General features: G+C 72.5%; 14 protein-coding genes and 1 tRNA gene. 14 read left to right on the forward strand and 1 reads right to left on the reverse strand.

The window, feature by feature from the left end:
* Positions 1-22: 22 nt before the first annotated feature.
* The 13 genes from KO717_RS22940 (at position 23) to KO717_RS23000 (ending at position 13,219) form a co-directional block, all read left to right on the forward strand.
* Positions 23-1,261 (forward strand): ROK family transcriptional regulator, encoded by a 1,239-nt coding sequence (locus tag KO717_RS22940; RefSeq protein WP_301370850.1) that lies wholly within the window; start codon positions 23-25, stop codon positions 1,259-1,261.
* Positions 1,262-1,544: 283 nt separating this feature from the next.
* Positions 1,545-2,288 carry a hypothetical protein gene (locus tag KO717_RS22945; RefSeq protein WP_301370851.1) on the forward strand — a complete coding sequence of 248 codons (744 nt, stop codon included), beginning with the start codon at positions 1,545-1,547 and terminating at the stop codon, positions 2,286-2,288.
* A gap of 77 nt (positions 2,289-2,365) precedes the next feature.
* A complete protein-coding gene (locus tag KO717_RS22950; RefSeq protein WP_301370853.1) occupies positions 2,366-3,130 on the forward strand; it encodes a GntR family transcriptional regulator in 765 nt (254 codons plus the stop codon).
* Positions 3,131-3,278: 148 nt separating this feature from the next.
* Positions 3,279-4,418: a TIGR03364 family FAD-dependent oxidoreductase gene (locus KO717_RS22955; RefSeq protein WP_301370855.1), complete on the forward strand. Its 1,140-nt coding sequence runs from the start codon at positions 3,279-3,281 to the stop codon at positions 4,416-4,418.
* 5 nt (positions 4,419-4,423) lie between these two features.
* Positions 4,424-5,164: a phosphonatase-like hydrolase gene (locus tag KO717_RS22960; RefSeq protein WP_301370857.1), complete on the forward strand. Its 741-nt coding sequence runs from the start codon at positions 4,424-4,426 to the stop codon at positions 5,162-5,164.
* Positions 5,161-6,210: an ABC transporter ATP-binding protein gene (locus KO717_RS22965; protein WP_301370859.1), complete on the forward strand. Its 1,050-nt coding sequence runs from the start codon at positions 5,161-5,163 to the stop codon at positions 6,208-6,210. The genes KO717_RS22960 and KO717_RS22965 overlap by 4 nt, the downstream gene beginning before the upstream one ends.
* Positions 6,203-7,216, forward strand: a complete 1,014-nt coding sequence (locus KO717_RS22970; RefSeq protein WP_437184558.1) for a 2-aminoethylphosphonate ABC transporter permease subunit — start codon at positions 6,203-6,205, stop codon at positions 7,214-7,216. Before KO717_RS22965 ends, KO717_RS22970 begins: the two co-directional genes overlap by 8 nt.
* Positions 7,203-8,000: an ABC transporter permease gene (locus tag KO717_RS22975; RefSeq protein WP_301370860.1), complete on the forward strand. Its 798-nt coding sequence runs from the start codon at positions 7,203-7,205 to the stop codon at positions 7,998-8,000. Before KO717_RS22970 ends, KO717_RS22975 begins: the two co-directional genes overlap by 14 nt.
* 61 nt (positions 8,001-8,061) lie before the next feature.
* Positions 8,062-9,138: a 2-aminoethylphosphonate ABC transporter substrate-binding protein gene (locus KO717_RS22980; protein ID WP_301370861.1), complete on the forward strand. Its 1,077-nt coding sequence runs from the start codon at positions 8,062-8,064 to the stop codon at positions 9,136-9,138.
* A gap of 170 nt (positions 9,139-9,308) precedes the next feature.
* Positions 9,309-10,838: an alkaline phosphatase family protein gene (locus tag KO717_RS22985; RefSeq protein WP_301370863.1), complete on the forward strand. Its 1,530-nt coding sequence runs from the start codon at positions 9,309-9,311 to the stop codon at positions 10,836-10,838.
* 153 nt (positions 10,839-10,991) lie between these two features.
* On the forward strand, positions 10,992-11,771 hold the full coding sequence (locus KO717_RS22990; protein ID WP_301370864.1) for an HAD-IIA family hydrolase: 780 nt from the start codon (positions 10,992-10,994) through the stop codon (positions 11,769-11,771).
* Between the two features lie 114 nt (positions 11,772-11,885).
* Positions 11,886-12,485 (forward strand): hypothetical protein, encoded by a 600-nt coding sequence (locus tag KO717_RS22995; protein ID WP_301370866.1) that lies wholly within the window; start codon positions 11,886-11,888, stop codon positions 12,483-12,485.
* A gap of 65 nt (positions 12,486-12,550) precedes the next feature.
* A complete protein-coding gene (locus tag KO717_RS23000) occupies positions 12,551-13,219 on the forward strand; it encodes a class F sortase (RefSeq protein ID WP_301370868.1) in 669 nt (222 codons plus the stop codon).
* A 65-nt stretch (positions 13,220-13,284) separates the two neighbouring features.
* On the opposite strand, the gene KO717_RS23005 is transcribed toward KO717_RS23000, so the two are convergent.
* Positions 13,285-13,358 (reverse strand) — tRNA-Lys (locus KO717_RS23005).
* Between the two features lie 223 nt (positions 13,359-13,581).
* On the opposite strand from KO717_RS23005, the gene KO717_RS23010 reads away from it, so the two are divergent.
* The gene (locus KO717_RS23010; protein ID WP_301374688.1) at positions 13,582-14,940 is read left to right on the forward strand and encodes a peptidoglycan-binding protein; all 1,359 of its coding nucleotides are present in this window, start codon (positions 13,582-13,584) and stop codon (positions 14,938-14,940) included.
* Positions 14,941-15,128 lie beyond the last annotated feature (188 nt).

Raw genomic sequence — 15,128 nt, forward strand, 5'->3', positions numbered from 1 at the left:
AAGGAGGGTGGACAATGGGCGGGTGAACAGGGGTAGCGGGGAGAGTCGCGGCGGGGTGAACCTGCCGGCGCTGCGTGGGTACAACGAGGCGCTGCTGCTGGATCTGCTGCGCGGCGCCGGTCCGGCGGGCCTGGGCCGCGCCGAACTCGCGGCCCGTACGGGTCTCACCCCGCAGGCCGTCAGCAAGATCACGGCCCGGCTCGGCGCGGACGGGATGGTCGTGGAGGCCGGCCGCGCGGCGTCCACCGGCGGTAAGCCGGTCACGCTGCTCCGGCTGGTGCCGGACGCGCGTCACGCCGTCGGAGTGCACCTGGACCGCGACGAGCTCCGTGCGGTACGGGTGGACCTGGCGGGCCGCGTCGTCGCCGAGAGCGGTGGCCCGCTGGACTTCGGGGCCGGCCCGGAGGCGGCGGTGGAGGCGGTCGTACGGGCGGTCGCGAGGGTCGGGGATCCGGCAGGGCTGCCGCTCCTGGGCGTCGGCGTGGCCGCACCGGGGCCGCTGGACCACCGGGCCGGGGCGATGGGGCGGGTGACGGGCTTCCCGAGCTGGAAGGGCTTTCCGCTGCGCGCAGTGCTGGAGGGGCGGCTGGGCCTGCCGGTGCTGCTGGACAAGGACACGAACGCCGGTGCGGCCGCGGCCGCCGGGGCGTGGCTCCGGGCCGCCTGGCCCGATGCGGACGCGGATGCGGACACGGAGGTGGATACGTATGCCGGGCCGGCTGCCGCCACCGCCACCGCCGTCACAGCCGCAGCCGCAGCCGCAGCCGCCGCCACCGGCATAGCCGCAGCCGCGGATGCGTATCCCGGCGGTGGGTCCCACACCTGCGTGTACCTGCACGTAGGGACGGGGCTCGGAGCGGGGTTGTGGCTGGGCGGCGGGGTCTACCGGGGCGCCCGCTCGGCGGCGGGGGAGTTCGGACATCAGGTCCTCCTGCTGGACGGTCCGCCGTGCCGGTGCGGAGCACGGGGCTGCTTGGAGGTGCTGTGCCTGGGGGCGGTGGCCCGGGGTGATCTTTCCGAGGCGGCACGGATCCTGGGAGAGGGTGCGGCCAACTTGGTCGCGCTGCTGGACGTGGACCGTGTACTGCTCGGCGGGCGTGTGGTGGAGGCGGCGCCGGAGGTCTTCGTGGCCGGGGTCGGGGCCGTCCTCGCGGCCCGCGCGCTGGATCCGGCCCGGCCCGTGGTCGCCCTGGCGGGCGCGGGTGTGGCGGAGGGGGCGGCGGAGCTGGCGCTCGGGCCGACGTTCGGGCAGCGGGCCTGAAGGACCGGGCTCGGCCCCGATCCGGGGCTGAAGGACCGGGCTCGGCCCCGATCCCCGATCCCCGCGCCTCGATCGCCGGCGGGGCTGATGCTTGCGGCGGGGCCGGATGGGGTTCGGGGTGGGGGAACGGCTTGACCCCGTGCATCATTCGGGCGTAAACCGGAACAACTCAGGCGTGGCTCCCGATGAGGGGTCGCGCGGCGGTGGCAGGGTGCGGGCAGAGCCGGGGTGATTGTCACCTCGTCCGATCATCGTCCCGTCCGGCGAGCAGCGAAGGTCTTCCATGCGACTGCGCAAAGCCCTTGCCCTCACCGCAGCCCTCTCCGCCGCACTGGTCGCCACCACCGCGCCCACCGCCGGAGCCGACATCGGCGCGGGCGGTGGACGCCCCGCACCCGCACTGCCCTCCCGCACGCAGGCCACCTGTGGCGACGGCAAGACCACCGCCTTCCCCATCGGGGCGCGGATCCGCGGCGGTCCGGCCGTGTACCGCACGGGTGCCGGGCTGCAGACCTGGTACCTGGACCTGACCAACACCACCAACTCCGAGTGCACGGCCATCCACCCGATCGTCGTCTTCACGGACAAGGCCCGCGTCCTGCGCCCCGCGCACCTGCGCATGGAGTTCGACGCCCCGGGCGGCACCTTCCCCGTCAGCCTGGAGAGCAGCGACCGCGACGAGATCATCGCCATCTTCGACGGCGGCGACGCCTTCCCCGGCTTCACCGTCGGCCCCGGCGGTTCCCGGACCGTCAAGGTGGGCCTCTCCTTCGCCCCCGACGCGCCCGTCGGCGAGGTCGTCGCCGACGCCGCCCTCGTTCAGCGCAAGGGTGACGACGGCGACTGGATCGGCGAGGCGGGCGGCTACCGGTTCTCGGTCGAGGGGCCGGAGGATCCTGTCGAGGCGGGCTCCCTCGCCCATACCGGCCCGCGCGAGTGGGCGTACGGAACGGGTGCCGTGGCCGCGCTCGCCGCCGGTGGCGGCCTGCTGCTGGGGGCCCGCCGACTGCGCCGTTCCGCACGCTGAACCGTCCGCGCCCCCTCCGTGCCCCCTCCGCGCCCCCGTCACCTCGCGGCGCCGGCCGCCCCGCATAGAGTCCCACCGTGGAAGAACAGACCCAGCGGCACCGCCCCGGCTCACCCGTGCGTTCCGGCATTCCCGAGCACGGCCGCATCCCCAAGTACTACGCCGTCAAGGCCCGCATCGCCGAGCTCCTCGACGAGCTCGGCGAAGGCGGCACGCTGCCCACCGAGCGCGATCTCGCCGAGCGGTACGAGGTGTCCCGCGAGACCGTCCGCCAGGCCCTGCGCGAGCTGCTGCTGGAGGGCCGGCTGCGCCGCTCCGGCCGCGGGACCGTCGTCGCCGGCCCCAAGCTGGAGCAGCCGCTCTCCCTCGCCAGCTACACCGAGGGCGTGCGCCGCCAGGGCCGCCGTCCGGGCCGTCACCTCATCGGCCTGGAGCAGTTCCCCTGCCCGCCCGACGTCGCTCCCGGCATCGGGGCCGAGCCCGGGGAGCCCGTCTGGCACCTGGAGCGGGTCCTGCTCGCCGACGACGAGCGCGTCGGCCTGGAGAGCACGTACATCCGGGTGGCCCGGGCCCCTCGCCTGGACAGCGACTTCCAGCCGGACTCCTCCTTCTACGTGTACCTCCGTGACAGCCTCGGCATCTCCTTCGGCGAGGCCGACGAGAAGCTGGAGACGGTCCTGGCGACCCCGCGCGAAGCCCTGCTGATCGGCACCCCGCCCGCTCTCCCCATGCTGCTCATCCACCGCTTCTCACGGGACCAGGACGGCCGGCCGCTGGAACGGGTGCGTTCGCTCTACCGTGGTGACCGGTTCAGCTTCACGACCCGCCTGCGTGCCGAATAGCCCAGGAGCTATCAGTCCGTACCGGGCAGAACAGGACGCATTTACATCACAGAAAGGTAACGGGTCTAGTCCAAGTGTCGGGGGCTGTTCACCGGGCCGTCGCCGGGCCGACCTTCCCGGGTCACGGACCCGACCCACCGTTGGCGGCGTGAGAGTCATAGTCGTCGGAGGCGGCGTGGTCGGCACCATGCACGCCTGGCAAGCAGTCGAACGCGGCCACGAGGTCGTCCAGATCGAGCGAGAAGCGGAGGCCCGCGGCGCGTCCCTGCGTAATTTCGGCCAGATCTGGGTCAGCGGACGGGCCGGGGGAGAGGAGCTCGACACCGCCCTGCGGGCCCGCGAGCTCTGGGAGCGCATCGGCGCGGAGGTGCCCGGCCTGGGCTTCCGCGCCAACGGCTCCCTCACCCCCGTCCGTACCGCTCGCGAACTCGCGGTCGCCGAGGCGGCCCTGGCCCGCCCGGACGCCGCCGCCCGCGGCTACAAGCTGCTCACCGCGGCCGAGGCGCGGGAGATCAACCCGGCCCTGCGCGGCGCGTTCGAGGCCGCACTGTGGTGCGAGCGGGACGCGGCCGTGGAGCCACGCACCGCGCAGCTCCACCTCCGGGAGGCCCTGCGCACCCGCGCCGCCGGCCGCTACACCTTCCTCGCCGGGCGTGAGGTCCGCGAGGTGGCCGGCCTCGGGGCCGGCCCCGCAGCCGTCCGCGACGACCACGGCGACGTCCACCGCGCCGACGCGGTGGTCCTGGCCACCGGTGCCTGGCTGTCCGGCCTGGTCCGCGAACTGGTCCCCGACCTGCCCGTGCGCCGCGTCCGCCTCCAGATGATGCAGACCGACCCGCTCGGCGAGCCGCTCACCACCTCCGTCGCGGACGCCGACAGCTTCCGCTACTACCCCGCCTACAAGTCCCCCGCGCTCGACACCCTCAACGCCGAGCAGGCGCAGGCGCCGATCGCCGCCGAGCACAAGATGCAGCTGCTGATGGTCCAGCGCCGCGACGGCGGACTGACCATCGGCGACACCCATGAGTACGAGCACCCCTTCGCCTTCGACACCCTCGAAGACCCCTACGAGCACGTCGCCGCCGTGGCCGAATCCTTCCTCGGCCGCCCGCTGCCGAGGATCCGCCACCGCTGGGCCGGCGTGTACGCGCAGTGCACCGACACCACCCGCGTCGTCCACCGCCAGCAGGTGGCCGACGGCGTCTGGCTGGTGACCGGACCCGGCGGGCGCGGCATGACCTGCTCGCCCGCCATAGCCGAGACCACCGCGAACGAACTGGGCTGGTAAGTCAGATGAGCGACATCACACCCGAAACCGACGTCACCCGCGGCAAGCTGGTCGTCCTCGACATGGCCGGCACCACCGTCGCCGACGGCGGCCTCGTCGAGCGCGCCTTCGAGCAGGCCGCCCAGCACCTCGGCGTCGAGCCCGGCACCCCCGACCACGCCGAGAAGCTCCGGTACGTCCTCGACACCATGGGCGAGTCCAAGATCTCGGTCTTCCGCCACCTCTTCGGTACGGAGGAGCTCGCCCGCCGCGCCAACTCCGCCTTCGAGGAGGCCTACGGAGCCCTCGTCGACGGCGGTCTCGTCGCCCCGCTCCCCGGCGCCCGCGCCGCGATCGAGCAGCTCCGCGCCGACGGCCGCACCGTCGTCCTGACCACCGGCTTCGCCCGGGTCACCCAGGACGCCATCCTCGACGCCCTCGGCTGGCAGGACCTCGCCGACCTCACCCTGTGCCCCGCCGACGCGGGCGGCCGCGGCCGCCCGTACCCGGACATGGTGCTGACCGCGTTCCTGCGCACCGGCGCCGTGGCCGACGTGAGCGACGTCGTGGTCGCGGGCGACACCGCCTACGACATGCTCAGCGGCCGCCGCGCAGGCGCCGGGACCGTGGCGGGCGTCCTCACCGGCGCCCACGACCGCGCGGCGCTCACCCGGCACGGCGCGACCCACGTCCTGGACTCCGTCGCCGAACTCCCCGCCCTCCTCGCCCTCCTCGCCCTCCCCACCCCGCCCGTGGAGTCGCCGTGAGCGGTATCCGTTTCGACGGGGTCAGCGTCGCCTACGGCGGCAGCACCGTCCTGGACTCCCTCGACCTGACCGTCGAACCCGGGGAGGTGATGGCCCTGCTCGGCCCCTCCGGTTCCGGCAAGACCACGGCCCTGCGCGCAGTCGCCGGTTTCGTACGGCCCGTCGCGGGCCGGGTGCTGATAGGCGGCCGGGACGTCACCGCGCTCCCGCCGCACAAGCGTGGCATCGGCATGGTCGTCCAGCAGTACGCGCTCTTCCCGCACATGCGGGTCGAGGACAACGTCGCCTTCGGCCTCAAGGCCCAGAAGGCCCCCAGGGCCGAGATCCCCGGCCGGGTCGCCGAGGCCCTCGAACTCACCGGCATGGCCGCCTACGCGCGGCGCCACCCCCGCGAGCTCTCCGGCGGCCAGCAGCAGCGCGTGGCCATCGCCCGCGCCCTCGCCATCCGCCCGGGGGTGCTCCTGCTCGACGAGCCGCTGTCCGCCCTCGACGCGCAGCTGCGCTCCGGGATGCTCACCGAACTGGCCCGCCTGCACCGAGAACTGCCCGACGTATCGATCCTGTACGTTACCCACGACCAGGTGGAGGCGCTCACCCTGGCCGACCGGATCGCCGTGATGGACCAGGCCCGGCTGCGGGACTGCGGGACCCCGCAGGAGCTGTACCGGACCCCGCGCACCGAGTTCACCGCCTCGTTCGTCGGCAACGCGAACCTGCTGCCGGTGACGGTCGCCGAGAGCGGCGCGGTCTTCGAGGGCCGGACGCTGACCCTGGACCGCGGGCGCGCGGCGCCGGGCTCGGCGGCGACCCTGTGCGTACGGCCGCACCTGCTCGGCCTCGGCGCCGGCCCCAACGCGCTGAGCGGCACCCTCGCCGAGGTCCAGTGGCGCGGCTCGACGCACCGGCTGTACGTGGACGTCGGCGGCCACCGCGTGAAGGCGGACCTCCCCGAGCTGCGGGAGACGCCCGCGCTGGGGGACCGGGTGACGCTGCACTTCGAGCCGCGGGACGCCGTGCTGCTGGCCGCAGGGGTGTCGGATGACTGAGGCCACGCGGCGCGCGGCCGTGCCGGCTCAGGACCGGGGCTCCGCCCCGGACCCCGCCCCGGACCCCGCGCCTCGAACGCCGGCAGGGCTCAAAGATCGGGGCTCCGTCCCGGGCCCCGCGCCTCGAACGCCGGCAGGGCTCAAAGATCGGGGCTCCGCCCCGGGCCCCGCGCCTCGAACGCCGGCGGGGCTGAATTCGGCGCTGTGGGCCCTGCCGCCCGTTGCCGTACTCGCGTTCGTGTTCCTGTATCCGCTTGCGCTGGTCGTCCAGCAGTCGCTCAGCCCCGAGAACGGTGGCGGCGCCTTCGACGCGTACGCCTCCGTCTTCGCCTCGCAGAGCTTCCGCGAGGCCCTCGGGACCACCGTCTGGCTGGCCGTCGGTGCGACTGCCGGCTGCCTCGTACTCGGCTTCACGCTCGCGCTGATCATCGCCTTCGTGCCCTTCCCCGGGGCCCGCGCCGTCGCCAAGTTCATCGACGTCTTCCTCTCCTTCCCCTCCTTCCTCATCACCCTCGCCCTCCTCTTCGTCTACGGAACGGTCGGCATGGCCAACGGCCTCGTCACCGACCTCACCGGCGCCGCCGAAGGGCCCTTCCACTTCCTCACCACCCCCTGGGGCGTCCTGCTCGCGGAGATCACGTACTTCACGCCCTTCGTGATGCGCCCGCTGCTCGCCGCCTTCTCCCAGCTGGACACCGCCCAGCTGGAGGTCGCCGCCGGCCTCGGCGCCCGGCCCGCCCGGATCGTCCGGCAGGTGATCCTGCCCGAGGCCCTCCCGGCCCTCGCCGCCGGCGGCAGCCTCGTCCTGGTCATGTGCCTGAACGAGTTCGGGATCGTCCTGTTCACCGGCGCCAAGGACGTCACGACCCTCCCGATGCTCATCTACGGCAAGGCCATCCTCGAATCCGACTACGCGGCCGCCTGCGTGGTCGCCGTCGTCAACATCGCGATATCCGTCGGCCTGTTCGGCCTCTACCGGGTGGTGGGCAAGCGTGCTGGTGCATAGCAAGAGCGGCCGCTGGGCCGCCTGGGGCCTCTTCGGCCTCCTCTTCCTGCCGCTGTTCGCCCTGCCCCTGCTCGTCGTGGTCGCGGCCTCCTTCGCCACCCACTGGTCCGGGGCCTTCCCCTCCGGTCCGACCACCGAGAACTACGCGGCCGCCGTGCGCGGCGAATCCCTCCAGGCCCTGACCACCAGCCTGGTCACCGCCCTGGCCGCCAGCCTCCTCGCGCTCGCCGTCGGGACCTGGGCCGCGCTGGCCGCCGCCACGCTGAGGAAGAGCGCGAAGCGGGTCCTGGACGCGCTGTTCATGCTGCCCGTCGCCGTGCCGTCCGTCGTCGTCGGCCTCGCCGTGCTCGTCGCCTTCAGCCGGCCCCCGGTCCTGCTCAACGGCACCAGCTCGATCGTCATCCTGGCGCACACGATTCTTGTCACGGCGTTCGCCCACCAGTCGGTTTCGGCGGCGATCGTACGGCTCGACCCCGCGTACGAGCAGGCGGCCGCCTCCCTGGGCGCCCGTCCCGCGTACGTCCTGTGGCGGGTCAGACTCCCCCTCCTGCTGCCGTCCCTCACAGCCGCGGCCGGTCTCTGCTTCGCCCTGTCCATGGGCGAGCTGAGCGCCACGATGATGCTCTACCCGCCGGACTGGATGCCCCTCCCCGTCCGCATCTTCACCGCCACCGACCGCGGTTCGCTCTACGGCGGCTCCGCCGTCGCCGTGGTCCTGATGGCCACCACCCTGCTGGTCCTCCTGGCCGTCTCCCGCGTCCGCACCAGGGCCTCCTACCGCTGAACCGCTCGCCCCTCACGACCCCGACTCCCTTTCCGACTCCCTTTCCCCGTAAGGAAGTTCCATGACCGGCAAGAGACTCCTGCGCACCGCCACCGTCGTCACCGGCGCCCTCGCCCTCGCCTCCTCCCTCACCGCCTGCGGCGGCGGTACCTCCGCCGCCGGCTCCGAGGGCGGCGAGAAGGTCGTCACCGTCTACAGCGCCGACGGCCTCAAGAGCGAGAAGGGCGACGGCTGGTACGACAAGGTCTTCGCCGACTTCACCAAGAAGACCGGCATCGAGGTCAAGTACGTCGAGGGCGGCTCCGGCGAGATGGTGCAGCGCGCCGTCCGCGAGAAGACCAACACCCAGGCCGACGTACTGATCACCCTGCCGCCCTTCATTCAGCAGGCCGACGGCAAGGGCCTGCTCCAGCCCTACAAGCCCCAGGGATCCGACAAGGTCAACGGCGCGGACAAGGCCGCCGACGGCAAGTGGACCTCGGTCGTCAAGAACTACTTCGGCTTCGTCTACAACAAGAAAGAGCTCACCGAGGCCCCCAAGACCTGGGAGGAGCTCCTGGACGCCAAGTACAAGGGCAAGCTGCAGTACTCCACCCCGGGTGTCGCGGGCGACGGCACCGCCGTGCTCATCAAGTCGATGCACGACTTCGGCGGCCAGGAGCCGGCGATGGACTACCTGAAGAAGCTCCAGGCCAACAACGTGGGCCCGTCCTCCTCCACCAGCAAGCTGGCGCCCAAGACCGACAAGGGCGAGCTGCTCGTGGCCAACGGCGACGTCCAGATGAACTTCGCGCAGTCCAAGTCCATGCCGAACCTGGGCATCTGGTTCCCGGCGAAGGAGGGCGGCAAGCCCACCAGCTTCGCCCTGCCGTACGCGGCCGGCCTCGTCGACAAGGCCCCGCACACCGAGAACGGCAAGAAGCTCCTCGACTTCCTGCTCGGCGAGGAGGCCCAGCAGCTGGTCAGCGGGGTCGGCGGCGGCTTCCCGGCGCGCACCGACGTCAAGCCGACCGACGCCAACGCCGTCGAACTCACCAAGCTCATGACGGGCGTGGAGATCTTCGAGCCGAACTGGGCCGACATCGACAAGAACCTCACCGGCTACGTCGACGCGTGGAAGTCGGCAACCGGAAGCTGACTGGTTACTTGCCGGCCACCCCCGACCGGCAGAGTGACCTTTGTATAACGGGTCTGGACCGAAGACCGCACCTTCGGTCCGGACCCGGCGCACACCGGAACGCACGCCGCACGCCGCACGCCGGAAATCCCCCGCTCCTTTCGCCGCTCACTTGCTCCCAGGAGGAGTACGTGTCCCCTGTCCTGCCCGGACGTCGTGCCATCGCCACGACCGCCGTCACCTCCGCCCTGATCGCCGCCACCGCCCTGGCCACCTCCACCTCCGCCGGCGCCGCCGCGGCCGCGGTCAACACCGACAAGGTCCTCGTCATCGGCATCGACGGCGCGGTCCTGGACCGCGTCAAAGCTGCCGACGCACCCCACCTGAACGGCCTGATGGCCCAGGGCCTGACCGCCCGCAGCACCCTCTACGCGAGCCCGATGGCCGCCACCTCCTCGGGCCCCGGCTGGTCCACCATCGCCACCGGGGTCTGGCCCGACAAGCACGGCGTGAAGGACAACTCCTTCACCGGCAAGAACTACGCCGCCTACCCGGACTTCCTGACCCGCATCGAGAACGCCAAGCCGGCGCTCAACACGTACGCGGCCGCCGACTGGGAGCCCATCACCTCCACCGACCAGAACGGCCCGATCTTCTCCTCGAAGGTCGACAAGCGCCTCTCCCTCAAGGGCGACCGCGACGGATACCGCACCGAGGACCCGAAGATCGCCGCGGCCGCCGCCGCCGAACTGCGTGACCAGAACCCGGACGCCGCCTTCGTCTACCTCGGCGAGATCGACGCGGCCGGCCACTCCTACGGCGCGGCCAGCCAGCAGTACCTCGACACCATCGCCCGCGTCGACACCCTGGTCGGCCAGCTCCTCACCGCCGTCAAGAACCGCCCGGCGTACGCCCAGGAGAACTGGAAGATCCTGGTCACCACCGACCACGGCCACACCGACTCCGGCGGCCACGGCGGCTCGACCATCCAGGAGCGCGGCACCTTCGTCATCGCCAAGGGCGCGGGCATCCCGGCCGGCTCCGTACGCGCCGACGTGCGGCTGGCCGATGTCGCCGCCACCGCCCTCGCCCAGGTCGGCGTCAGCGGCTCCGGCCTCGACGGCGTCCCGCTGAACGCCCCGGACGACGACCCCTTCGACACCCTGCGCCCGAACCTCCAGGCCCGGGTGGACGAGACGGGCATCCCGGCCGGCGTGAAGGGCTTCACGCACACCCCGCCCGCCGGCTGGTCCGTCGACAACTCCAGGATGGGCACGGGCGGTGTCACCGAGTGGGCCGGCTGGGCGTTCGCGACCGACGAGTTCTGGAGCCAGTCGCAGCGCGACCAGTGGCGCGAGCTGAACGTCCGCTCCCGTGACGTATTCGCCGTCGCCGACTCCGACGAGTGGGACGACAAGAGCCACACCGGCGCCTTCGACTCCACCCTCGTCACCCCCAAGTGGGCGGTCAGCGGCGGCAGCACGCGGAATCTGACCTTCCAGACGCACTACCGCCACGAGGCAGGCCAGACCGCCCAGGTCCTGGTCTCCTACAACGGCGCCGCCCCGGCCGTGGTGAAGACCTACACCGCCGACGCAGTCGCCAAGTCCGAGTCCCTCGCCCTCCAGGTCCCGGCCGGCGCCACCGACGTCCAGGTCCGCTTCCGCTACAGCGGCAACAACAACTGGTTCTGGACCGTCGACAACGTCCGCCTGGGCTGATTTCCTGGGCGATCACCTGGACGGTCACCCGGGCTGACCGGCCCTGATCGCGATCCGGGTCCGGGCTGTGGACGTCAAGGACGTCCGCGGCCCGGCCCCGATAGGGTGGTACAGACCAGAGGTCGCAGGTCACCGAGAGCGGAGAACAGTCCAGTGGCAGAGCGCAAGCCGATCGAATCCTGGCTCACCGACATGGACGGGGTCCTCATCCACGAGGGCACCCCGATCCCCGGCGCCGATGCCTTCATCAAGCGGCTGCGCGAGTCCGGCAAGCCCTTCCTGGTGCTGACCAACAACTCGATCTACACCCCGCGCGACCTCCAGGCCCGCCTGAGCCGCATGGGTCTGGACGTTCCCGTCGAGAACATCTGGACCTCGGCGCTGGCCACCGCGAAGTTCCTCGACGACCAGCGTCCGGGCGGCACGGCGTACGTCATCGGCGAGGCCGGCCTGACCACCGCCCTCCACGACATCGGCTACATCCTGACCGACCACGAGCCCGACTACGTGGTCCTGGGCGAGACCCGGACGTACAGCTTCGAGGCGATGACCAAGGCGGTGCGCCTGATCAACGCGGGTGCGCGCTTCATCTGCACCAACCCCGACGAGACCGGCCCCTCCACCGAGGGCCCGCTCCCGGCGACCGGCGCCGTCGCCGCGCTGATCACCAAGGCGACCGGCAAGAAGCCGTACTTCGCCGGCAAGCCGAACCCGCTGATGATGCGTACCGGCCTGAACGCCATCGGCGCGCACTCGGAGACCAGCGCGATGATCGGCGACCGAATGGACACCGACGTGCTGGCCGGTCTGGAGGCGGGCATGCAGACCTTCCTCGTCCTCACCGGCCTGACCACCGAGCAGGACACCGAGAAGTTCCCGTTCCGCCCGACCAGGACGGTCGCCTCGATCGCGGACCTGGTCGACCTGGTCTGACGCGTACGGCCGAACGGGCGTACCGCGTTTGGGGCGTACGGCCGACACGTACGGCGCCGCTCCGGATGCGCGGCGGCGCGCCGCGCGTGAATCTCCTTGTCGAGGAGGTTCACCATGCGCAGTGTTCCGATCGCTGTCCGCGCCACCGCGATGGCCGTCGTCCTGGCGGCATTCTCGGCGGTGACCGCGCCGATCGCCCTCGCGGGCGAGGAGGACCGCGGTGACCGCGGAGACCGAGGCAGCGTCGCGGTCGACCCGAATCCGGCTCACCCCGGAGCGCAGGTCAAGCTGCGCGTCCAGGGCTGTGACGGCACCCGCGGATCGGCCAAGTCCGCCGCTTTCGTGTCGGACGTAGACCTCTACGGCCGGGACGGCGGCCGCAGCCCGCTCTACGGCGACGCGATGATCAGCTCGCACGTCTCGCCCGGCTGGCACTCCGTCCGGGTGACGTGCGACGGCCACGACAAGGTCAGCGGCTCCGTCCAGATCTCCGAGTACCGCCACCCGTCCCACCACGCCACACCCGTCTGGCCGGTCCACGCGGGCGGCGGCGGCATGTCCGCCGAACTCGCGGCGGAGTCGGCCAAGAAGGCCCACGGTGCCGACGGACCGGGGCTGCCGCACACGGTGATCGGTGCCGTCCTCGCCGCGGTCGCCACACTGGCCGTCGCGGGCCGGGCGCTGGCCCTGCGCCGCCGCCGCAGCGGGGAGTGAGGCCGGTGAGCCCCGGTGGATGTCGGTGGATCCCGGTGGATGCCGGCGGGTACCGGTGAGCGCCGGTGAGTGAGGACAAGGCCTCCGCCGGCGGCCGGCTGCTGACCTTCGCCGCCTGGGCGGTGCTGGTGCTCGGCCTGTGGCTGTGGGGCCGCCAGCTCACCGTGGCGCCGGCCCCGCCGGCCGGTCAGGCCGGCGGGACGGTGGGTCCGGGGCTGCCGGCCGCGCACGCCCCGCTGGCCGCGGCCCCGCCCCAGCGCGTCGACGTGCCCTCCATAGGCATCCAGGCCCCGGTGATCTCCCGGGACCTGGACAAGGACGGGGCGATCGAGCCGCCCCCGTACGACCAGCCCGGCACGGTGGGCTGGTGGGGCAGGGGCACCCAGCCGGGGACGGCCGGGACGGCTCTGATGGTGGGGCACGTGGACACCCGCTCCAAGCCGGCGGTGTTCTACGGTCTGAGCTCCGCGCAGCCGGGCGACAAGGTGCGGGTGGTGCGGACGGACGGCTCGGTCGCCGAGTTCACGATCGAGGACGTACGGGTCTACGAGCGCGCCGCCTTCGACGCCCACAAGGCCTACGGCCAGCGGGTCCGGGGCCGCGCGGAGCTGAGGCTGGTGACCTGCGGGGGTTCGTACGACAAGGTGGCCAAGGAGTACACGGCGAACGTGGTGGTCTCCGCCTACCTGACGGGCGTGGGAGCCCGCCCGGGCGCGCCCGGCACCGCGGCCTGAGGCCCTGTGCAGAGGACACGAAGAAGCCCCCCGCAGCTTTCGCTGCGAGGGGCTTCCTCCGTCTGTGCGCCGCCAGGGACTCGAACCCCGGACCCGCTGATTAAGAGTCAGCTGCTCTAACCAACTGAGCTAGCGGCGCTTGCTGACAGGGAAAACTCTACCCCACCTCCAGGGGTGCCCGTGACCAGCCACGCCCACCTTGTCCGATTAACCCATGTTTGAGGGGTTTATCGTGCACCATATGTCTGCGCGTGCCACATCTGATGCTTCATCAGCTGTGGCTCCGGCCGACCGGTGGACGAGTGGACGAGCAGGGGAGTGGACGGAACCGCATGACGATGCAGCCTCCGACGCATGTGCAGATGCCGATGCCCGGTTTCGAGGAGTACGAGCCCGCGGGCGACTGCGTGTGCCGGGGCTGCGCCCAGCGCCGCCGCGCCCTCGCCCGCGCGCGGGCCATACCGCTCCGGGACGGGGGGCACCCGGCCGCACGCGGCGCCCGCCGGGCGCTGGTGCTGGCCACCGCCGCGGGAGTGGTCCTGGGCGGCGGCAGTACGACCGCGGTGGCCGCGACCACCCCGGTCCCGACCCCGGTCCCGACCCCGGGGCCGGTGGCCCTGGACGACCCGGGCACTCCGCAGGGCGGCCGGACCCCGCTGCACGGCCCGAAGGGCGGGCCGGTGGGCAAGCCCGGCGCTCCGGCCAGGCCCGGCGCGGTGCGGCGGATCGACCGCGCGACGATCATCAACCGCGCGAAGCTGTGGCTGGACGCGGAGGTCCCGTACAGCATGTCCGAGTACTGGACGGACGGCTACCGGCAGGACTGCTCGGGCTACGTCTCCATGGTCTGGAACCTCGGGACGAACGAATGGACCGGCAGCCTCGACAAATTCGCCACCAAGATCACCAAGGATGAGCTGCTGCCGGGGGACATGCTCCTCTTCCACAACCCGGCCGACCCCAACAACGGCTCGCACGTGGTCATCTTCGGCGGCTGGGTCGACTCGACGCACACGCACTACGTCGCCTACGAGCAGACGCGCCCGAACACGCGGAAGCTGGCCACGCCCTACGGGTACTGGAGCAACGCGACGAAGTACGTCCCGTACCGGTTCAACGGGGTGCCGGGAGGCATCCTGCCCGACGTCCCGGGCGACCAGCCCCCGGCGGGCGCCAAGCCGGGGGACGCGACGGTCTTCCCGGGCGCGGACAAGTTCGGCCCCGGCGTCACCAACGACTACGTGGCCCAGCTCGGCCGGATGCTGATCGAGCGCGGCGCGTACCGCTTCTACCCCAAGGGCGTCGCCGACCGGACGTGGAGCGACCACGACAAGCTCGCCACCGCCGCCTTCCAGCGCGCACAGGGCTGGACGGGCGCGGACGCCGACGGCATTCCGGGCACCCACACCTGGAAGCTGCTGGTCGAGAAGCAGGGCAAGAACATCCCGCCGACGGTGGCGGGCGCGCCGGGGCCGGGCGGGGTACGGGCCTACCCGGGCGCCGCGGTGTTCCGCCCGGGCCAGTCGCACGAGGCCATCAGGGCCCTCGGCCGCCAGCTGGTGAAGAAGGGCTTCGGCAAGTACTACACATCCGGTCCGGGCCTGCGCTGGAGCGAGGCCGACCGCCGCAACGTCGAGGCCTTCCAGCGTGCGCAGGGCTGGACCGGCGCATCGGCCAACGGCTACCCGGGCCCGGAAACCTGGCGCCGGCTGTTCGCATGACGGAGGTAACGATGTTCCCCACGCGCACCACCTCGACGACGGGCACCCTCCGAGTGCCGCCGCTGGCCGCCCCGGTGGCGGTCCGGGCGGCGGATCCCGCGCCTGCCCCTGCCCCTGCCCCTGCCCCTGCCCCTGAGCCCGCTGCCCCCGTGACGGCTGTCCCCGCTCCCGCGGTCACGCCGGCAGCT

The organism is Streptomyces xanthophaeus (genome assembly GCF_030440515.1).
Lineage (GTDB): Bacteria > Actinomycetota > Actinomycetes > Streptomycetales > Streptomycetaceae > Streptomyces > Streptomyces kutzneri.